The sequence below is a fragment of the Actinopolyspora mzabensis genome, assembly GCF_900101095.1.
Classification (GTDB): Bacteria; Actinomycetota; Actinomycetes; order Mycobacteriales; family Pseudonocardiaceae; genus Actinopolyspora; species Actinopolyspora mzabensis.
The window spans coordinates 195,233-212,759 of sequence record NZ_FNFM01000012.1; the positions used below are offsets into that span (position 1 = coordinate 195,233).

The following is a 17,527-nucleotide window of genomic DNA, read 5'->3' on the forward strand; positions in this document are numbered from 1 at the left end:
TCAGCGACGAAGGGGAGGCGAAATGTCACACGCCCTGAGCGAGGCACAGGCCGCGACCGGGACGAGAAAGGCGGAGATCGCCGCCTTCGCCCACCGGATGCGGCACAACATCATCGACATGGGCGAGGCCCAGGGGCAGGGCTACGTCGGGCAGGCGCTGGGGGTCAGCGACCTGCTGGCCACGGTGTACCGGGACCGGCTGCGGTTCCGAGCCGATGACCCGCGGTGGCCGGACCGGGACCGCTTCCTGCTCTCCATCGGGCACTACGCCATCGCCCTGTACGCGGCGCTGGCGCAGGCCGGGATCCTCGACGTCGAGGAACTGGACACCTACGCCACCGACGACAGCAGGCTGCCGATGTCGGCCATGGCCACCTACACCCCCGGCATGGAGATCTCCGGGGGCTCGCTCGGCCACGGCATGCCGCTGGCCGTCGGAATGGCGCTGGGGCTGCGCGGCAGGGACAGCCCCGCCCGGGTCTACAACTTCCTCTCCGACGGCGAGCTCAACGAGGGGTCCACCTGGGAGGCCGCTATGAGCGCCTCCCACCACGAACTCGGCAACCTCACCGCCGTGGTCGACCTCAACGCGCTGCAGGCCGACGGTGCCACCGGCTCGGTGCTGCGGTCCGAGCCCGTGGTGGACAAGTGGGAGTCGTTCGGGTGGCGGGCCGTCCGCGTCGACGGCAACGACATCTCCGAACTGTTGCGCGGCTTCGACCACCTGGAACAGGGCGAGTCGAACCGCCCTCGGGTCCTGCTCTGCGACACCACGATCGGCAAGGGCGTTCCGCTGCTGGAGAACCGGGAGAAGGCGCACTTCATGCGCGTCGACGAGCACGAGTGGCAGATCGCCCGCGAGCAGCTGGAGGGAACCGTCCAGTCATGACCAAGCGCCTGACGACCTCGGCGATGATCGCCTCCTTCGCCGATCCGAACCAGCCCACGAGCCCGGCTCCGTTCGGCCACGCGTTGACGCGTCTGGCGGCGGAGAACGAGAACGTCGTCGGCATGACCGCCGACCTCGGCAAGTACACCGACATGCACGTCTTCGCCGAGAGGTTCCCGGAACGCTACTACCAGATGGGCATGGCCGAACAGCTGCTGTTCGGCGCGGCCGCGGGCATGGCCGAAGTGGGCTACGTCCCGTTCGCGGCGACCTACTCGGTCTTCGCCACCCGACGCGCGTACGACTCGCTGTGCCTGGACATCGCCGAACCCGGGCTCAACGTCAACATCATCGGTGGCCTGCCGGGGCTGACCACGGGGTACGGCCCGAGCCACCAGGCCACCGAGGACATCGCGATCCTGCGTGCGATGCCGGGACTGACCATCGTGGACCCGTGCGACTCGGTCGACATCGAACAGGCCGTTCCCGCCCTGGCCGCCACCGACGGCCCCACCTACCTGCGGCTGCTGCGCGGCAGGGTTCCCACCGTTCTCGACGAGTACGACTACACCTTCGAGCCGGGCAGGGCCAAGCGGCTGCGCGACGGCCGGGACGTGGTGCTGGTCAGCAGCGGACTGATGACCATGCGCGCCCTCGAAGCGGCCGAGAAGTTGCGCGAGCACCGGGTGGACGCCGCGGTGGTGCACTGCCCCACGATCAAACCGCTCGACGAGGCGACCCTGCTGCACGAGGCCGACTCCGACCGGCTGCTGGTCACACTGGAGAACCACTCGCTGGTCGGCGGTCTCGCCGAGTCGACGGCCAGCACGCTGGTCCGCAACAACGCGGCCAGGGGGCTGCTGCCGATCGGCCTGCCCGACGAGTTCCTCGACGCCGGGGCGCTGCCGACCCTGCACGAGCGCTACGGCCTGTCCACGGAACGGGTGGTTCGCCGCGTGCTCGACGGCCTGGGCTGACCGGAGACAACTTCGCCCGACCCGCGGTCCGTCGACCGTGGGCCGGGCGGAACCGGAGTCAGGGCGGAACCGGAACAGCCACGAACCGGAAATCACTGCCAGCCGACACGGCGCCCGGTGGGCATACCGGGGGCAGCGAGGTGCTGACGCGGGCCTCGCTCGTTCTTCCGCCACTCTCGATGGCGCATGCGACCACCTCAGCGAGTGGGCGGATGGCGCCCCTCCCCGAACGCCCCTGGTCGGCCGCGCGGCTGCCGTCACGGATCCCGCAACAACCGGGTGAGCCGGGCCCGGGCTCCGGCACGTCGCCAGTCGTCCCGGGCCAACAGGCTCAACAGCTGCTCCAGCACCTCGATGTCGTCCCTGCCGTGCTCGGTGCTCGCATAGCTCCACAGCAGATCGGGGTCCTCGCTGCTCAGCACCGCGCTGCGCAAACCCGCCGCCAGCTCTTCGCGCTCCTCCCGAACGACCGGTGCCTCCGAGCCCGGCAACAGCCCGGCCCCGTGGAGAGCCAGCGCCGATCGCACCGCTCCCTCGCCCAGCGCCTCGCGGACGTCGTGGAAATCCGTTTCGGTCGAAGCGTCGAGACGATAGGGCTTCGTTCGCACGACAGCGCACCCGATCTGGTTGCGCAGCCGATGGATCTCGGCGCGAACGGTGACCGGGTTGCCCCGCTCACCGTGCACGAGCAGGGCGAGCTGCTCGGAACTCACCCCGGCCGGACGCAGCGACAACGCGGCGAGCAACTCGGCGTGTCGCGTTCCCAGCCGCAGCCGGTTCCCGTCCAACTCCGCGGTGGGGTATTCGCTCATCAATCCGAGACGGAGCGTGGACCGCGCCGCCGCGGCCTCGGGAGCACGCCTCACTCCGGTCGCTCCGCCACGGGGTGACCGATTTCGACGGGGCGCGCGCAGCAAGTACCCCTCGGGGAGCGGTTCCAGCACGATCCACCTGTCGTCCCCCACGGCGATCCCGGATTCGGGCCGATCCAGCTCGACCCGTTCGGGCAGCGTCAGCTCATTGGAGGTCGTTTCGAGCACATGACCTCGCGGACCGAGCAGTGCACCGGGTTCACCACGGAGCGCGCGCAGCGAGGGAAGGTGTCGCTGCCGGACGCGTTCGTGCTCGCGGCGCATCCGATCCGTCAACCGGTTCTCCGCCAGCCGAGCGGCAGCCGTCACCAACGCGGTCAGAGCCGGGTGCATGGTGTGCAGCGGTCCGCTGACGTCGATGGAGCCGAGAACGGCCCCGGTTTCCGGATCGTGCACCGGACTGGCCGCACACGTCCACGCGTGGTAGGTGCACACCAGGTGCTCGGCGGAATGAATACGTACCGGTGAACCGGTGGCCAGCGTCGTTCCCATCGCGTTCGTGCCGATGGCGTCCTCGGACCAGCGCGTGCCCTCGCTGAGCAGCACGTCGTCGGCCTTGCGGCAGACCTCCGGGTTCCCCTCCCGCCACAGGATGGTCCCCGCCGCATCCGTGACGATCATGATGTGCGGGGTGTCCCCCGCCGCATCCAGCAGCGTCTCCCGCAGTAACGGGACGCATTCCGCCAACGGGTGCTCCGCCCTGATCTCGGGAAGGGCCGAGGATTCGAACTCGACGGGAGGCTGCCACCCGTTCGGGTCGATCCGCGCCGCCAGCGACCGTCGCCAGGACTCCACCACGACCGGACGTGGGGAACACTGCTCCCCTCGTTTCCCGGGCACGCGGTCACCGGCGGCCTCGTCGCCTCCGAGCACGGCGGCGTGCACCTGTTCGAGCAACCGGGCCTGTCGCAACGGATCACCTGATGATTCGTCGAAGTACCTCATGGAGATGTCGACCACGCGGGGCGCCTCGCGGAACGTTCGGGCACCGGATCCGACACCGGCGCGAGTCAACCCATGCTGCCGTGTGATCCGGACAACGGACAAGGCGTCCGAACGAGCGGGGTAGCTGAACGGGGATCGCTCGTCCACGCAACGCAACTGCAACGTGAACGACTTTACGGTGCCGTGCGAAGTCCCCGAGCCACCCCGACGAGGGGGATCGCTTCTCGGGGACCAACGAGTCACGACGCCGCACGGAGGTACGGACATGGGCCAATACGCAGCGCCGGGAGCAGCTGGCTCGGTCGTCGAGTACCGCTCTCGGTACGACCACTTCATCGGCGGCGAATACGTGGTGCCCGCCAAGGGTGGCTACTTCGAGAATCCCACCCCGATCACCGGTAAACCCTTCACCGAGATGGCACGGGGCACCGCCGAGGACGTGGAACGGGCGATCGACGCGGCCGAATCCGCGGTGAGCACCTGGGGCAGGAAATCGCCCGCCGAACGCGCGGGAATCCTGCTGAGCATCGCCGAGCGAATGGAGCGGAACCTGGAGAAGCTCGCGGTGGCCGAATCCTGGGAGAACGGGAAACCGGTACGCGAGACGCTGGCCGCCGACATCCCGCTGGCGATCGACCACTTCCGCTACTTCGCCGGTGCGCTGCGTGCGCAGGAGGGCACGCTGTCGCAGGTGGACGAGGACACCGTCGCCTACCACTTCCACGAACCGCTCGGGGTGGTCGCGCAGATCATCCCGTGGAACTTCCCGATCCTGATGGCGACGTGGAAACTTGCTCCCGCGCTGGCGGGCGGCAACGCCGTGGTTCTCAAACCGGCCGAGCAAACACCGGCATCCATCCACGTGCTGCTCGAGTTGATCGCCGATCTGCTGCCCGCGGGAACGGTGAACGTGATCAACGGGTTCGGCGTGGAGGCGGGCAAGCCGCTGGCCTCCAACCCGCGGATCCGCAAGGTGGCCTTCACCGGAGAGACCACCACGGGCAGGCTGATCCTGCAGTACGCCAGCGAGAACATCATCCCGGTGACGGTCGAGCTCGGCGGCAAGAGCCCGAACATCTTCTTCAACGACGTCGCCGCGGCCGACGACGCCTTCTACGACAAGGCCCTCGAGGGATTCACCCTGTTCGCGCTGAATCAGGGCGAGGTGTGCACCTGTCCGTCGCGGGCGCTGGTCCAGTCCGGCATCTACCGGGACTTCACGGCCGACGCCGTGGCCCGCACCAAAAACATCACTCCCGGACACCCGCTGGACACCGACACGCAGATCGGCGCCCAGGCCAGCAACGACCAGCTGGAGAAGATCCTGTCCTACATCGACATCGGCAAGCAGGAAGGCGCCAAGATCCTCACCGGGGGCAGCCGGGTGGAGCTGGGTGGTGAGCTCTCCGGGGGCTACTACGTCGAACCCACCATCTTCGAGGGCCACAACAAGCAGCGGATCTTCCAGGAGGAGATCTTCGGCCCGGTCGTGTCGGTGACCTCGTTCGACGACTACGAGGACGCGATGAGAACGGCCAACGACACGCTCTACGGCCTGGGCGCGGGAGTGTGGGCACGCAACGGCAACACCGCGTACCGAGCGGGCCGGGACATCCAGGCCGGTCGGGTGTGGGTGAACAACTACCACTCCTATCCCGCCCATGCCGCGTTCGGTGGCTACAAGCAGTCGGGCATCGGCAGGGAAACCCACAAGATGATGCTCGATCACTACCAGCAGACCAAGAACCTGCTGGTCAACTACTCGGAGAGCGCGATGGGACTGTTCTGATGAACACACCGGCCCCCCAACGGGTGGCCGTGACCGACCAGGCGGCGGAACTCATCCGCCGCCTGGTCGAGCAGCACGGTCACGTCATGTTCCACCAGTCCGGCGGGTGCTGCGACGGCAGCTCGCCGATGTGCTACCCGCACGGCGAGTTCCGCACCGGGGTCAACGACGTGCACCTGGGAGCCCTCGAGATCGAAGGGGTCGCCGAGGGTGTCGAGGTGTGGATGTCGGGACCGCAGTTCGAGTACTGGCGGCACACGCATCTGACCATCGACGTGGTCAGCGGCCGAGGTAGCGGCTTCTCGCTGGAGGCACCGGAGGGTGTGCGGTTCCTGCTTCGTTCGCGCCTGCTCACTTCGGAGGAGTTGGCCGGGCTCGAGACCTGAGATCACTTCGGCCGGTCGGCTGACGTGGCCGGACGGGAGTCGACCGGTCTCGGGCGGTCCCGGTCAACCCGGATGCAGGGCTCGGCGGAGCGCGCCGAGCGTCTCGGCGGCCTGACGCCGGGACACACCGGCGTCCGCGATCACCGCCGAGCGGTGGAACGTGCCGGGAAACAGGTGCAGTTCGACGGAGATCCCGGCGCGCAGCAGAGCGGACGCGTAAGCCAGGCCCTCGTCACGCAGCGGATCGTTCTCGTAGACCGACACGTAGGCCGGAGGCAACCCGGAAAGCTCCGCCGCACGGGCCGGAGCCGCGTAGACGGGGACCTCCTCGTGCAGGCCGCGCAGGTAGTGCCGCCAACTCAGCACCGCGTCGTCGCGGTTCCACAGCGGGGTTCGCTCGAACGTGCGCACCGAGTGGGTCTCCAGCCGATCGTCGAGTTCGGGAGCGTCGAGCACCTGGAAACACACCGGAGCTTCACCCCCGTCGCGGGCCCAAAGCGTGAGTCCCGCCGCGAGCCCGCCGCCCGCGCTCATGCCGTGAACCGCGACGCGCCCCGGATCGACGCCCAGCGCCTCGGGAGCGGAGACGAGCCAGTCCAGCGCGGCCCGGCAGTCCCGCAGCGCCGCCGGGTAGGGATGCTCGGGGGCGAGCCGGTAGTCCACGGCCGCGACCAGGGCGGGAAGCTCACCGCACAGGCTCGCTGCCTGCGCGGTGAGCGCGTCGGCGCTGCCCATGACGAACCCGCCGCCGTGCAGCAGCAACACGGCGGGCAACGGAGTGGACGTGCCGCGAGGACGGAAGACCCGCACGGGAACGGCGTTGTCCTCGTCCCCCGGAACCGAATGCTCACTCACGATGACGTCGTCGGGAGGCGGCGGAGAATTCGAGGCGAGATCGGCCATACGTGCCCGGGCCCCGCGGAGGTCACGGATGTGCAGGTCCGGCAGCGAGGTCAACGCCGAAGCCAGCTCGGAATCCAGGTTCACTGCCCCCCCTTGACCTGTTGACCGTTGCCAGGGTGAACGGAGCGTCGACGTCGACGTTCCTGTCTGATACTCGCCGCTGTACCGACCACACACCAGCCGGAGGGTCCGGCTCTAGGGAGCACTGGCCGAGCTCGCGCGTCAACTCTGGGTATCGGTGACCTCGAGCAGCCGGTATCACCGGACCTGCCCATCATGATTCGAACAAAAACGGAGCTCACCTGGAGCCCCCTCACCGCCACGACTCGAACCCGCGGACCGTTATGCTGCGCGACGATGAGCACCCCGTCCTCCTCGTCGGAAACCGATCAGCCCGCCGCGGTCGACCAACTGGCCACCGCACTGCAAGCGCTCGGCCACTATCGCGGGAACAACACCGCGGCCGAACACGCGGCCGCGGCCGAACGTATCGGCGGCGAAGCGGTCTACCGCGCCTACCTGGCCAACGCGCTGCTCGGAGCCGCCCAGCTCGAAGCGATCCTGAACGAGTCCGGCGAATTCGACGCCGAACAGCGCACCGCCGTCTATCTGCAGCAGCAGCAAACGGCCGGGGTCGCGGGCGATCAGACCAGCATGCTCGAATTCCTGCGGTGGCAGTTGCTGCGGCTCGCCTCCCCGCTGCGGGAGAACGCACAGTCCGAACAGGCGGGGCCGGTCCAAGTGGCCGCCGCTCAGACCGCCGAAGGACTGGACCGGCTGCTGTCCGTGAGCGCGGCCAGTCAAACCCTCACCGATCAGGCCGATATCGACTCGGTCGCCGAACAGCTCGACACAGCGCACCAAGCGTTGAGCAGCGCTGCCGAGAACATCGACCAGCTGCGCGCGCTGACCGAGCGGGCCCGCTCCGGATCGGATTCCGGGAGTTCCGAGTCCTGAACCGACCGAGTCACCCACCGACGCCGGGAGGGACACTCGCGAGCTGGCGAGAGGTTCCGCCGAGCGATCTCCGGGACGGGCGGATACTCACGGATCCCGCCGGAGATCTGAGTATTCGTACTGTTCCCCTCCCGGTGTCGTGCACAGCATTTTGGGGGCATGTCCGAGCCGGAGCAGCACACGCTGGAAGCGGTCGCCGCCGAACTCGCCGAGATGAGCCGGCGGCTCGACGTCCTCGCCGGTGCCGTACATCTCCGGGGAAACCGGTCCGCACCCGATGACGCCGGGGAACAGGAAACCCCCGAATCGTCCACTTCGGGACCGCGGGCTTGGGCACCGCAGGCTCCACCACCCCCACCGGCTGGCGGCCCCGTCACGTTCGATCCGTCGTGGCACGCACGACCGGAACCGCCCGCGGCCGTCATCACGGACGACGGAAAACGGCGAAGCCCGGAGGCCCCTCGTCCTGTGGGGCACGGTTGGGCTCCGAGCAGACTGCTGGCCTGGATCGGCGGGGCGGTGACCCTGCTCGGCGTGGTCTTGCTGCTGGTGCTGGCGGTCCAGCGTGGTTGGCTCGGCCCCGCCACCCGAGTGCTCGGTGGTGCCGGTCTGGGAGCGGGGCTGCTGGCGGCGGCTTTCCGAGTGCGCGGCAGACCGGGCGGCACGTCCGGGAGCTACGCGCTGGCCGCGACGGGATTCGCCGTGCTGTACCTGGACACGGTGGCGGCAACCGTGCTGTACGACTACCTGCCGATATTCGGTGGCCTCACCACGGGGTTCGTCATCGCGGGCGGCGGATTGCTGTTGGCCGACCGGTGGCGTGCCCAGCCGGTGGGCGTGGGAGTGGTGGTGGGGTGCGCGGTGTGCGCACCGTTGGTCACCGGGGAGCCGAACGCGACCCTGGTCGGTTTCCTGGCGTTGTTGCATCTGGCGGCGACCCCGGTGCAGCTCCGACACGGGTGGCCGCGACTGGCCCAGGTCGCCGCGTTGCCCGTGGTGATCGCCGCGATCCTCGCCGACGCTCGGGCGATGCTGACCGCGACCGACCACCTCACCGGGGTACTCGCGGTCAGCACCGCATCGCTGCTGGGGATCGTGGTCGCCACGCTCACTGCCGTCCTTCGTCCGGATGACAACACCGCGATCGCGGCGCTGGTGGCCGCGCCGATACCGGTTCTGCTGGCCACGCCGCTGGTGGAACGGCCGCTCGCGGCCGCGCTCGCGGCGGGAGTGGCCGTGGTGCTGACGACCCTGTGGGGCTCGCGATTCGTACCGAGCGGGCGATTCGTACCGAGCGGGCGTCTACTCCCGAACCAGCTTGCTCGGCTGCCCGCGAAGTTCACCACCGCGGCGGGCGGACTCGCGGCGTTGGCCACGATGCAGGCCACGATGATCTCGCTCGACGCCTCGGTCTGGGCGACGGCGCTGCTGTGCGAGGCACTGCTGTTGACTCTCGGGGCGCTGTGGCTGCGCAGTCCCGGGGTGTTGCTCGGGGCGTTGAGCTACGCGACGCTCGGCACGCTCGTGGCGCTGCACCACGACATCCCGCCGTGGCTGCTGGTGCTGGTGTCGCGTTCCGCGGGGCTGGCCGGGGTTCTGGTGGGCGTGTTGACCGCGCTGGTCGCGGTGGCGATTCCGCTCGCGGGGGTGCGTCTCGGCGCGCTGTCGCGCCCACCGGCGGCGAAGACCGTGTGGCTCCTGTCCGGGGTCCTGGTGCTGTACGGCACGGCCACCGCGACGATGGCACTGGTGGCGCTGTTCCAGCAGGACCGTTCCGGGTTCCTCACCGGCCACGTGTTGATCACGTTGAGCTGGGTCGTCCTCGCGATCGCGTTGCTGTTGCGCGGAATCACGCTGCCTTCGCTTCGGGTGGCGGGCATGGTGCTGCTTCCGGTGGCGCTGACCAAACTGTTCCTGTTCGACATGGCCACTCTGGACGGCTTCGCACGGGTGGTGGCGTTCCTGTGCACCGGTCTGGTTCTGCTGGCGGCGGGGGTGCGTTACGCGCGAGCGTTGAGCACGGACTCGCCGGTCGGATGAACTCGTATCCCGTACGGCCGACTCGCTCGGCGTGATGTTGATCTCCGGCCCGTACGGCGAGGTATGCTGTCGACATGTCGCACGACGCGGAGTTGGCTTCCCAGGTCGAGCACGCGAACCTCGACCAACCCAACATCGCACGGATGTACGACTACCACCTCGGTGGATCCGCGAACTTCGCCATCGACCGGGCCGTGGCCGAACAAGCGCTGCGGCTCGTCCCCACGGAACGGGACTACTGCTGGGCCAACCGCGCGTTTCTGGGCCGCGCGGTCCGCACCCTCGTCATCGAGCACGGGATCGATCAGTTCCTCGATCTCGGCTCCGGCGTGCCGACGGTGGGCAACGTGCACGAGATCGCCCACCAGCACGACCCGAACGCGCGCGTGGCCTACGTGGACTGGGAGCCCGTCGCCTGTCACCACGCCCGCCAGCTGCTCGGCGCCCACGAGCAGCGGGTGACGGTGACCGAGGCGGACGTGTGCGAGCCCGAGACCGTGCTCAACGCTGCCGGAGTGGCCGGACTGCTGGACTTCGCCCGTCCGATCGGGGTGCTGGCGTTCGGGATCCTGGACATTCTTCCCACCACCGACGGGGCGGGACTGGTTTCCCGCTACCGCGAGTCGTGCACGTCGGGCAGTGCGCTGGCGTTGTCCAACAACGCCCAGCTCAGCCGTACCGACCAGGAGGTCGCGGCACTGCGCTCCCTGCTGGCCGACACCTCCACGCCGAATCTGTACCTGCGCACCAGTGAGGAAGTCGCCGCACTGCTGCCGGGCTACGAACTGCTGGTCCCGGGAGTGGTGCCCGCGTCGCTGTGGCGCCCCGACCGGTCCGTGACCGAGGAGGAGGCCCGACGCGGCAACGTCTACGGCGCGGTCGGAATCCTGCCGTAGCTACCGGAATCGTGGCCGAGGCGCGGAGTTACTACTGAGATCGCGTTGAGCCGGCTGCCGCCCTCGTGACCATCACCGGAATGCCGCTCGGCAGCCACCGGCCTCGAGCCGTGCGATCATGAAGGCCATGAGCCCCCGGCGGATCGTGGCGCTGTTTACGCCCGTCATGACAGTCCTCATTGCCGGTTGCCTCGCGACTCCGACACCACCGGTCGGGGAAGCATCGACGCCGCCGTCCAACCCCACGACCACGGCAGCCGCGGACTGCCCCGAAACGGGGGTGCGTCTCACGACCGACCTGGTGGAAGTGGCGATGGGCCTGCGGCTGATGCACGTCGAGCTGGTCAACTGCGGTGACCGGCCCCACACGCTGAACGGCTACCCAGGCGTGCGTGTGCTGGACGAACAGCGGCGAGCATTGGACGTCCGCGTCGAGCGGGGATCGGCGGACATCGCGACCGTCGAGGGCTTCGACACGCCGCCGGAGGCGATCACGGTGCGACCGGGCGAGCGGGCCGAGGCCCAACTGATGTGGCGCAACACCCACGCGAGCACGAACGCCGCGCAGGTGGGCAAGTACCTGAAGATCGCTCCCGCACCGGGCCGTCCCTGGCAGCCGGTGATACCGGTCGGCAGGGAACGGAACTCGCCCGACCAGGAGCGCGACGAGATCACCATCAACCTCGGCAGTGCCGGCGAGCTCGGGGTCCGTGCCTGGTACCGCTAGAACTCGCCGGGCGGCGGAGCGACGTCGTGCGGACGGCCGATCGAGGACGACCACCCCGAGACGGACGAGCCGTGCGGAAGTCTCCGCCGAGGGAGCAGCTCGCCAACCCGGTCGGAGAACCTCGACGAGCTATTCCCGCCTCGGCTTCCGTTCGAGACGTCGCATCTCGCGCACCCCGTCGGCGAGCGTGCGGTCACCGAGCGCGTCGAGCACGGCCCGCTCCACATCCTCGGTCAGCTCGGCGAAGTAGGCCTGCGCGTTCGCGGCGACCCGACAGTCGTGCTCACCGCCCGAGCGGCAGTTCCAAAGTGGTTTGTCGCCGGTCGAACAGCGGTAGATATCGGCCAGGGTGATCTCCTCGGCCGAGCGCGCCAGCCGGGCTCCACCTGTTCTCCCCTTGGTGCAGACGACGAGTTCGGAATGGGCCAGTGGGAGGATCAACTTGCGCACCAGGCTCGCGTTGGTGTCCATCCGCTCGGCGAGCTGGGCGGAACTCAGCGTCGGCTCCCCCGCCTCGTCGGCGACGGCGAGAAGCAGCATCGCCATCAGCGAGCTGGAAAACCGGATGTCCAGCACGCGGGCAACACCTCCCTCCGTCGACCTCGGCCGAGTGTTCCCACCGACCGGCACCCCAGGCTAGCAACGCCGCCGAGGTCCCCCACACCGGAAAGTGTATCTTAAAAAAGAACATTTTTTCACGTGCAGCAGGAGGAAGACCGCATGTCCGCTCGCGCAGCGCAGGCACTCGCCCGTCCGTTCACGCTCGGATCGATGGAGCTGCCGAACAGGTTGGTCATGGCACCGATGACCCGGGGCCAGTCCCCCGACGGTGTGCCCGACGAGAACGTGGCCGCCTACTACGCGCGGCGCGCCGCCGCGGGAACCGGCCTGATCATCACCGAGGGCACCTACGTCGACGACCCCTCGGCCGGGGACGGCAAGAACGTGCCGCGTTTTCACGACGAGGGTCCCTTGGCGGGCTGGCGCGACGTGGTCAACGCGGTACACGAGCAGGGCGGGAAGATCATGCCGCAGCTGTGGCACGTCGGCATCCAGCGCAGGGCGGGCAAACCACCGGTTCCGGAAGCTCCCTCGGTCGGCCCTTCCGGTATCGCGCTGGACGGCACCCGGCAGGCGGGTGAGGAGCTCTCCCTCGCCGACGTCGAACGGCTCGTCGAGGCCTTCGCCGAAGCGGCACGGCAAGCCGAGCGCATCGGCTTCGACGGTGTGGAGCTGCACGGCGCGCACGGTTACCTGATCGACCAGTTCCTCTGGGAACGCACCAACCGGCGCACCGACGCCTACGGCGGTTCCCCGGTGGAACGCACCAGGTTCGCCGCCGACATCGTCGCCGCCGTGCGTGAGCGGGTATCGGCGGACTTCCCCGTGGTGCTTCGGTTCTCGCAGTGGAAGGCCGACAACTACGACGCCAAACTGGCCGAGACCCCGGACGAGCTGGAGCGGATGCTCGCCCCGCTGAGCGAGGCCGGGATCGACGCCTTCCACGCCTCCGGACGCCGCTACTGGGAGCCCGAGTTCCCCGAATCCGACCCGGACCTCAACATCGGCGGCTGGGCCCGCAAGCTCACCGGCAAGCCGGTCATCACCGTCGGCTCGGTCGGGTTGGACGCGGTGTTCGACCCCGCCACCCTCGGCGAGGGCGCGGGCACCAACGTGGCCAGTGTCGAAGGACTGGCCGAACGGCTGGAACGCGAGGAGTTCGACCTCGTCGCGGTCGGCCGCGCCCTGCTGGCCGATCCGGAGTGGAGCCGGAAGGTGCTCGACGGCCGGGAGTCGGAACTCGTCCCGTTCACCCGCGAGGCGATGGCCACGCTGTACTGATCAACGTCCGGGTGAGTGGCGAGCTCCGGTCGCAGCCTCCATCGTGGGACACACGGCAGATACAGCGGCGGATACTGCCAGGAGGTTTCGCCGGAGCGTCGTGACGACGCTCCGGCGAGGCCTTGTCACCCCGGCCGAGTAACCACACTGACCGGATCAGTCGTCGTCGCGCTCATTCCGGTCTTCCCGATCGTCCCCGGGAGCGTCGCGGTCTTCGTCCTTCGGCACGGCGGGTGGTCGCGATGTCGATTCGGAGACACTCGGCGGGCAGCACCAGGGCCGCCACCAACAGCGACGTGCGTAATGTCGATCTCATCTTCCAGCACTGTGCCCCGGCGGGAAGTGAGACGGCACGAAACCGGATGAAGATGTCTTGATCTTCTTGTGCCGTGCCGCGTCCCCGCCTGGTCACGCTCTCATCGGGACCACTTCACCGGCATCGCCTCTCGTTCCTCCTCGCTGCGCGCGTTGGGCGGTGCTTCCGCACGGTCCCAGCGCATCCGCGACCAGGGCATCGTGAGCTCCGTGGTGTCGACCGCCGAATGCGGTGCGAGCTCGGCGATGTCCCTCGCCGACTCGGCGCGCGAGAACACCGCTTCGTTGTAGCGGTGCCCGGTGTCGGCGGCGATGAACAGCACCGGGCCCGACGACCGGACGTGTCGCTCCCAGCGTGCTGCCAGGTACGCCGCGCCGCTGGACAACCCCGCGAACACGGCGTGCCTGCGCAGCAGGTCCGTGCTCGCCGACAGCGCGGTGTCGAAGGAGATCCAGTGCAGGGTGTCGTAGGCGGTGTGCTCGACATTGCCGAACGGGATGGAACTGCCGATCCCGGCGATGATCATTTCGCTGTCGGAGACGTGTTCGGCGCCGAAAGTGATGCTGCCGAACGGTTGAACACCCACCAGCCCGACATCCGTTCCGGCGTCGCGGAGATACCTGGCCAGCGCCCCCGTGGAGGCGCCGGAACCGACGCCGCCGACGATCGTGAGTGCTTCACCGCCCAGTTCGGCGCGGATGCGATCCGCGATCGGGCGATAACCGAGACAGTGAATGTCGTCGTGGTACTGCCGCATCCAGTGGTAGTGCGGGTTCTCGGCCAGCAGCTGCCGCACGCGACGCACCCGCAGGCTCTGGTCGAGTTTGAGATCCGCCGACAGCTCGACCTGTTCCAGCCGGCAGCCCAGCAGGACGAGTTGGTTGTAAAGTGTGGAATCGATGGTCGTCGAGCCGACGATGTGGCACCCGAGACCGTATTTGTGGCAGGCGAGCGCGAGCGCGTAGGCGTAGATGCCGCTCGAACTGTCCAGCAGGGTGTCCCCGGGACGCACCCGACCCTGTTCGAGTAATCGCTCGACCGCCGTCAGGGCGGAGACGACTTTCATCGTCTCAAATCGAAGGCATACGAGTCCCCTGTCGAGGCGGATCAGATCGGGGCGTGCGACCGCGTCCGCGATGTGCTCGTCCATGATCACCATCACCGTTTCGGGAACGAGGCCGAGTGCTGAACACTCGCGTGCTGGGAATGTCGTTGCGGGCCAGTTCGAACAGGCATGTCCGGATCCGATCTCCAGTGCCGGGCCGGTTCGGGTCGAAGAGCAGACCGGCGACATTGCCGCTGTGGGCGATCTGCAGGCCGACGGCGCCGACGCGCTCGGCGATCTCCACGAGGGAGTCCAGCTGGGTCTTGTCGAGGATGCGCTGGTTGTACCGGGCGCTCTCGGTGCTGACCTGTCCGAGCAGGGCGACGTCGGAGCGGGCCACGGCTCGGCGCAGCAGTGCGCGCAGTCGTTCACCGACCCGTACGTCCCGCTCGCGGATGTGCGGGGTACCCAGCTCCAGGGTGTCGACGCCGGTGGCACCTTCGGTGAGGCATCCCACCACCACCGCCGGGGGAAGCCTGCCACCGAGGTCTTCGAGGACTCTGCCCTCCCGTTGCGCGAACAGCAGGGCTCTGTCGTCGAACATCAGCGGATCACTGGCGCGTTCGGCCGACACCGCGATTCTCGACACGGTCTCGGCGGGAAGGTGCGTCGCATAGGCATCCACCACAGCGCGGATCGTGGCCAGCACGTCGGCACTCGACGAGCCCATCCCGAGACCGTCGGGAACCTCACTGCTCAGGAACAGTTGTCCGCCACACGGAGTTCGCGCCGTGGTGCTACCACAGAGTTCGCAGGTCAGGACCGCCGCTCGGCGCGCCTTACCTCGGCCGCTCGGGCTGATGACGAGGCTCTCCGGTGCCGTGTCGGGATCGGGCACGAAGACGGCGCTGCTGCAGGGGCCGGCCAGCGGCATGGTCACCAGAGCCCGACAGGCCGCTCCTCGCTCATCGAGGAAGGCCCCTTGCAGGATTTCACCGTGGTGGCAGCTGGATTGGCCCGTCCCGGTGGCCGGGGGAGTTTTCCGGTTGGTGGGTGCGTTCATGACGAGCGGGCCGCGCGGTAGCGGTACAGCGTGGTGGTACCGGATTCGAACTGGGAGAACGGAAAGGGTTCGGCGGAGAGCGCGGTGACGCCGGAACCGAGAAAGGCTCTCGCGACGGCTGAGCCAGACTGGGCGTAGACGATCAACGGCACGTTCCACTTCCTGCAGTGGCGCAGAATTCCGTCGAAAGTCCCGTTGCCCAGTGTCATGCCGGTCGCCACGACGGCATCGGCGGGTTCGAGCACCTCGCTCATGACCGAGGTGACCAGCCCACCGTCCGCGGTGGCGTCGAGATTGTAGTCACAGGGCAGACAGGCGCATCCCCGTTCCCGCAGCGCCGCGACGAGGGGGGTGACCACACCGATGAGCGCCACCTTGCTCCCCGGTGCGACGTCGAGGAGTCCCGCGATCGCTTCGTCCCGGCTTCGGGCCCGCTGCTCGGGAGTGCCCGCGGGTAGTGCGACGGCTTCCGCGTCGGGACGGTCCCGGTGGTGCTCGGTCTCGGTGAGATAGGCGTCGAGCGCGGCGATCCGCAGTGGGAGCGGTGCCTCACGAAGCAGGGTCCCGAGATCGCTGCCCGAGGCCCCGGAGCAGGCGTCCGGGTCGAGCTCGCCCGCCTCGAAGGCACAGGCCCCGTACGACTGTCCGACCCGGACGAGGACGTACCGGTTGCGGTAGACGGTGGTCGAGCCCGCCAACCGGGTACCGTGCTGGATCCAGAACACACTGGTGGCGATCAGTTCGCTCGGGCGCGGCGACTCGGAACCGTCGAGTACCTCGGTGAAGGGGGCGTCAAGGGTCGCTGTTTCGGCCATGGTGATGTCTTTCCGCGATCGGGGGCACAGGCGGTTGGAACCGGCTCGTGGGTCAGCGCCCGATGGAGCGCAGGTAGTCGGCGAACTTCTCGGCGGCAGCGATGTTGCGGGGGCCGCTGACGGCGGCTCCGTAGTCGAGGACGTGAAACCGGTCGTTCTTGATCGCGGGCGTTTGCGCTAACGGGGGGAACGACTTCAGGAACGCGATCTTGTCCTCGACGGGTTTGTCCCCGTAGTCGACGACGGTGATCACCTCGGGATTCGCCTGCACGACCGATTCCCACCCGATCGTGGTCCAGCGCTTGTCGAGGTCGTGCGTGATGTTGCGCCCGCCCGCCAACGAGACGATGGCGTTGGGTGCCGCCTGGGCGCCGGAGGTGAAGGGTTTGTCGGTTCCGGAGTCGTAGATGAACACCCTGGGCGGGGCGCCTTGGGGTTGTTGCTCGCGAAGTGCTTGGGCGCGCTGTTTCAGGTCCGCGACCACTCGCTTCGCGCGGTCCTCGATGTGGAAGATCTTGCCGAGCTGTCGCAGATCGGTGTAGAGGGCTTCCAACGGGGGCACGCGCACCGGATCGGATCCGTAGTTGAAGCAGCTCTCGGTGTGCTGGTAGCTCCGTATCCCGAGGGAGTCGAGTTTGCTCGGAGTGATTCCTCGAGCCTGGCTGAAACCGGATTCCCACCCGGCCAGGACCCAGTCGGCATTCGCGTCGAGAACGACCTCGAGGCTGAGCACGTCGGTGCTGAGCGTTTCGACGGAGCTGTAGTCCTCCCGCCACGGGGAGCGTTTCACCGACGGGTCGGCGGTGCTGGGCATGACGATGCCCCGCATGCGGTCGGCAAGTCCGAGGGCGAACATCTTCTCGGTGCTGCTCATGTCGTAGGCGACCGGGCGTTCCGGTTCGGGGTATTCGATCGTGCGCCCGCAGTTCTCGATGGTGACCGTGCCGGATTCACCGTTCGAGGAGGGCGCGACGTTGGCTCCGCAGCCGGTTGCCAGTAACGAGGTGGTCAGCAGGACCGTGATGGCGACGCGTGAGGTCATTGCGGATATCTCTCCTGTTCACA

General features: G+C 68.4%; 17 protein-coding genes. 10 read left to right on the forward strand and 7 right to left on the reverse strand.

The window, feature by feature from the left end; all coding sequences use genetic code 11:
* The first annotated feature begins 22 nt into the window (after nucleotides 1-22).
* Nucleotides 23-889 (forward strand): transketolase, encoded by an 867-nt coding sequence (locus BLR41_RS19950; RefSeq protein ID WP_092631451.1) that lies wholly within the window; start codon nucleotides 23-25, stop codon nucleotides 887-889.
* Nucleotides 886-1,866 (forward strand): transketolase family protein, encoded by a 981-nt coding sequence (locus BLR41_RS19955; protein WP_092631454.1) that lies wholly within the window; start codon nucleotides 886-888, stop codon nucleotides 1,864-1,866. The genes BLR41_RS19950 and BLR41_RS19955 overlap by 4 nt, the downstream gene beginning before the upstream one ends.
* A 257-nt stretch (nucleotides 1,867-2,123) precedes the next feature.
* Here the strand turns inward: BLR41_RS19955 and BLR41_RS19960 are convergent, their stop codons facing one another.
* Complete coding sequence (locus BLR41_RS19960) at nucleotides 2,124-3,698, reverse strand: helix-turn-helix domain-containing protein (RefSeq protein WP_245694597.1); 1,575 nt, start codon at nucleotides 3,696-3,698, stop codon at nucleotides 2,124-2,126.
* Nucleotides 3,699-3,948: 250 nt separating this feature from the next.
* Between BLR41_RS19960 and exaC the strand changes: the two genes are divergently transcribed.
* Together exaC and BLR41_RS19970 are read left to right on the forward strand one after the other, a co-directional pair.
* Nucleotides 3,949-5,472 (forward strand): acetaldehyde dehydrogenase ExaC, encoded by a 1,524-nt coding sequence (exaC, locus tag BLR41_RS19965; RefSeq protein WP_092631457.1) that lies wholly within the window; start codon nucleotides 3,949-3,951, stop codon nucleotides 5,470-5,472.
* On the forward strand, nucleotides 5,472-5,858 hold the full coding sequence (locus BLR41_RS19970) for a DUF779 domain-containing protein (RefSeq protein ID WP_092631460.1): 387 nt from the start codon (nucleotides 5,472-5,474) through the stop codon (nucleotides 5,856-5,858). The genes exaC and BLR41_RS19970 overlap by 1 nt, the downstream gene beginning before the upstream one ends.
* Nucleotides 5,859-5,921: 63 nt before the next feature.
* Here BLR41_RS19970 and BLR41_RS19975 read toward each other — a convergent pair whose 3' ends face one another.
* Entirely contained in the window at nucleotides 5,922-6,845 is a 924-nt protein-coding gene (locus BLR41_RS19975) for an alpha/beta hydrolase (RefSeq protein WP_092631463.1), read from the reverse strand.
* A 273-nt stretch (nucleotides 6,846-7,118) separates the two neighbouring features.
* Here BLR41_RS19975 and BLR41_RS19980 point away from each other — a divergent pair, with 273 nt between their 5' ends.
* From BLR41_RS19980 to BLR41_RS19995, 4 genes are all read left to right on the forward strand, one after another.
* Complete coding sequence (locus BLR41_RS19980) at nucleotides 7,119-7,718, forward strand: DUF6245 family protein (RefSeq protein WP_092631466.1); 600 nt, start codon at nucleotides 7,119-7,121, stop codon at nucleotides 7,716-7,718.
* Nucleotides 7,719-7,877: 159 nt separating this feature from the next.
* On the forward strand, nucleotides 7,878-9,758 hold the full coding sequence (locus BLR41_RS19985) for a DUF2339 domain-containing protein (protein WP_092631469.1): 1,881 nt from the start codon (nucleotides 7,878-7,880) through the stop codon (nucleotides 9,756-9,758).
* Between the two features lie 74 nt (nucleotides 9,759-9,832).
* Nucleotides 9,833-10,654: an SAM-dependent methyltransferase gene (locus tag BLR41_RS19990; protein ID WP_092631472.1), complete on the forward strand. Its 822-nt coding sequence runs from the start codon at nucleotides 9,833-9,835 to the stop codon at nucleotides 10,652-10,654.
* A 166-nt stretch (nucleotides 10,655-10,820) separates the two neighbouring features.
* Nucleotides 10,821-11,381, forward strand: a complete 561-nt coding sequence (locus BLR41_RS19995) for a DUF4232 domain-containing protein (protein ID WP_281240973.1) — start codon at nucleotides 10,821-10,823, stop codon at nucleotides 11,379-11,381.
* A gap of 129 nt (nucleotides 11,382-11,510) precedes the next feature.
* Here BLR41_RS19995 and BLR41_RS20000 read toward each other — a convergent pair whose 3' ends face one another.
* A complete protein-coding gene (locus tag BLR41_RS20000) occupies nucleotides 11,511-11,957 on the reverse strand; it encodes an RrF2 family transcriptional regulator (RefSeq protein ID WP_092631478.1) in 447 nt (148 codons plus the stop codon).
* Between the two features lie 144 nt (nucleotides 11,958-12,101).
* Here BLR41_RS20000 and BLR41_RS20005 point away from each other — a divergent pair, with 144 nt between their 5' ends.
* Entirely contained in the window at nucleotides 12,102-13,223 is a 1,122-nt protein-coding gene (locus tag BLR41_RS20005) for an NADH:flavin oxidoreductase (protein ID WP_092631595.1), read from the forward strand.
* Between the two features lie 242 nt (nucleotides 13,224-13,465).
* A complete protein-coding gene (locus BLR41_RS23740; protein ID WP_281240974.1) occupies nucleotides 13,466-13,600 on the forward strand; it encodes a hypothetical protein in 135 nt (44 codons plus the stop codon).
* A 39-nt stretch (nucleotides 13,601-13,639) separates the two neighbouring features.
* Here BLR41_RS23740 and BLR41_RS20010 read toward each other — a convergent pair whose 3' ends face one another.
* The 4 genes from BLR41_RS20010 to BLR41_RS20025 are packed head-to-tail and all read right to left on the reverse strand — an operon-like array spanning nucleotide 13,640 to nucleotide 17,504.
* The gene (locus BLR41_RS20010) at nucleotides 13,640-14,689 is read right to left on the reverse strand and encodes a pyridoxal-phosphate dependent enzyme (RefSeq protein WP_092631481.1); all 1,050 of its coding nucleotides are present in this window, start codon (nucleotides 14,687-14,689) and stop codon (nucleotides 13,640-13,642) included.
* Nucleotides 14,610-15,647 (reverse strand): GHMP family kinase ATP-binding protein, encoded by a 1,038-nt coding sequence (locus BLR41_RS20015; RefSeq protein WP_143013147.1) that lies wholly within the window; start codon nucleotides 15,645-15,647, stop codon nucleotides 14,610-14,612. Before BLR41_RS20015 ends, BLR41_RS20010 begins: the two co-directional genes overlap by 80 nt.
* Nucleotides 15,644-16,462, reverse strand: coding sequence for a Rossmann-like domain-containing protein (locus BLR41_RS20020; RefSeq protein ID WP_092631484.1), 819 nt, complete (start codon nucleotides 16,460-16,462; stop codon nucleotides 15,644-15,646). The genes BLR41_RS20015 and BLR41_RS20020 overlap by 4 nt, the downstream gene beginning before the upstream one ends.
* 52 nt (nucleotides 16,463-16,514) lie before the next feature.
* Nucleotides 16,515-17,504, reverse strand: a complete 990-nt coding sequence (locus BLR41_RS20025; RefSeq protein WP_092631487.1) for an ABC transporter substrate-binding protein — start codon at nucleotides 17,502-17,504, stop codon at nucleotides 16,515-16,517.
* Nucleotides 17,505-17,527: the final 23 nt, after the last annotated feature.